The 2,058-nt window shown below is 36.1% G+C and carries 2 protein-coding genes and 1 pseudogene; 2 read left to right on the top strand and 1 reads right to left on the bottom strand.

Annotated features, from left to right (window positions below; translation table 11 throughout):
- Positions 1–159: zinc ribbon domain-containing protein YjdM (locus ACFIO3_RS12130; RefSeq protein ID WP_375704527.1), on the top strand; the 159-nt coding region annotated here is incomplete at its 5' end.
- A 1,051-nt stretch (positions 160–1,210) separates the two neighbouring features.
- Positions 1,211–1,293, top strand: a pseudogene (locus tag ACFIO3_RS12125) (DUF4102 domain-containing protein); the annotation flags it as partial.
- Between the two features lie 444 nt (positions 1,294–1,737).
- On the opposite strand, the gene ACFIO3_RS12120 reads toward ACFIO3_RS12125, so the two are convergent.
- The coding region (locus ACFIO3_RS12120; protein WP_375704526.1) for a NifU family protein at positions 1,738–2,058 on the bottom strand (321 nt) is incomplete at its 5' end.

The raw sequence follows: 2,058 nt of genomic DNA, 5'->3' as shown, positions 1-2,058 counted from the left end.
GTGATAAAAGATCTGAAAGTAAAAGGCGCTTCATCTGTTTTAAAAGGGGGGACGAAGGTAAAGAATATTCGCTTGGTAGATGGGGATCATAATATTGATTGCAAAATTCCTGGGATTGGGCAGATGAGTTTAAAGTCGGAGTTTGTGAAAAAAGTTTAGACGTTTATCCTATTGCAATTGTTTTTGTATTTCTTTTCTTATTTCACTGATTATGCCAATCAGATAGATGCAATATATGCCCTTATTGGGATATAAAAATACGTACAGCAATAATTTGATTTATAAAGATAATTCACTATTTTGCATGTTGAATGAGAGCTCCAGATCTGTTCCGTGTTGAATCAATCAAAATCATGTCTCTTGCATGTTACAGGCGGGGAGATCCGTGTGGAGTGACATGGTACAAGAAAGTAGTAAAAAGGCCTCTTATGAACCATCTCAAGTGCCAAGGGCTATTGCAACCTTGAGGGTTGGAAAAATATATATAGTAGAGAAATACTGACACTGTCTTTTCTTTTAAACATATTGTGATGAGAAGGGGTAGATGTTGATTTACAAGCAACAATAAAGGTATGCGCTTTATGAAGAGAACGATGCCGTAAAGTAACAAACTTATTTCTGCTGAATTGAAAAAATATTCCCACTTTTTTTCAAATGACTTCCAAAACAACCATAATAGATCTGATTTTACATTTATTTATTTTTACAAGTATTTGTACACACCTTCCTCGCTATATTTATGGAGATCAGATTCAAGGTGCTAGAGGGGAATTTTTGACTCAAAAATAGGAAAAGATCGGTACGAGATACTGATAAGGTAGCATCATCATGCATTTTTTTCCAGCTCTCAATGTTGCAACAGTTCCTATATTTAAAAGTGTTTATAAGCGCTATTAAAAATAGTTTTTGTTATTATCCAGTTTGTGCTGTGTAAGCGGACGATTTTCATTGATGCAATAAAAACAGAATTGAAATAAGAAGAATGTCAGAATTCTCATTCAAGTTGCAAAATATGATTTTTGTCAATTTTCTGCTACAACATATTGATTTATAATAATAAATTAGCGTTATTCATATTGAATTAGAATCCCGAATAACGTGGATTCTCTCATTTCAAATCTGTTCCATGTTGAATCAATTAAAATCACTTATTTGCACACCACAAGTGGGGCTGGCGTGTGGGTAAAAACTGTACAAGAAAGGATTAAAAATGGCTCTTATGAATCGTCTTAAGTGCCAAGGGCTGTCGCAACATTGGGGGCTGGCAGATATAATGATGGTGCCGGTTTGCTACAAGAAGTATTTTGCATGATTTTGTCGTTGGGAGAGCTGAGAAAGATAAAGCAAATGGGCACTCTATCTTGCAATGTTTTTTTTGGGGTTTTCTTTTTTTGTAACGAGGTCGTGTTTTCCTAGTTAAAATTGCATGACAAGATTATGAAACAAAATAAATTTAAAATGCACATCCCTATGCGTTCTATTTCTGTCTATGCGATTGGTTTATTGAAACAACTTATGCTCTTAAGGGGCAGAAAGCTTTTTAAGGCATATGTGGAGGTGAAAGGTGAGCGAAGGGATCATTTTGTTTAGATTTTTTTACAGTACTGTATTTTTATGGCTGCATAGCTCACTTCTAAAATTTCAGGAATAAAATGATGTAAGATTTTTGCACTCCATGTTTGAGCGCTGTTGAAGAAGGGCAATCAATGTGGTTGTTTTACCTATTGAGGTCAATATTTATTGTGGCATGGCTTCAACGCCTAAAACTTCAGGGATAAAATGACGTAAAAGATTTTCAATACCATGTTTGAGGGTTGCCGTTGAAGAGGGACATCCAGCGCAGGCGCCGCGCATATTGAGATAAACAATACCATTTTCAAATCCACGAAAAGTAATGTCTCCACCATCATTGGCAACTGCGGGGCGGATACGCGTTTCAAGGAGCTCTTTAATGGTTAAGACAATATCAGCATCTTTTTCGTCATAAAATTCTTCGTTAAGGGCATGGGTTTGTGCTTGTGTTGTGGCGTTGGTGGTGATCACTGGCTCATTGGATAG

The sequence above is a fragment of the Bartonella sp. AD328YNZD genome, assembly GCF_042196425.1.
The sequence above is the reverse complement of the archived record's forward strand: the minus strand, read 5'-3'. Positions and strand labels throughout refer to the sequence as shown.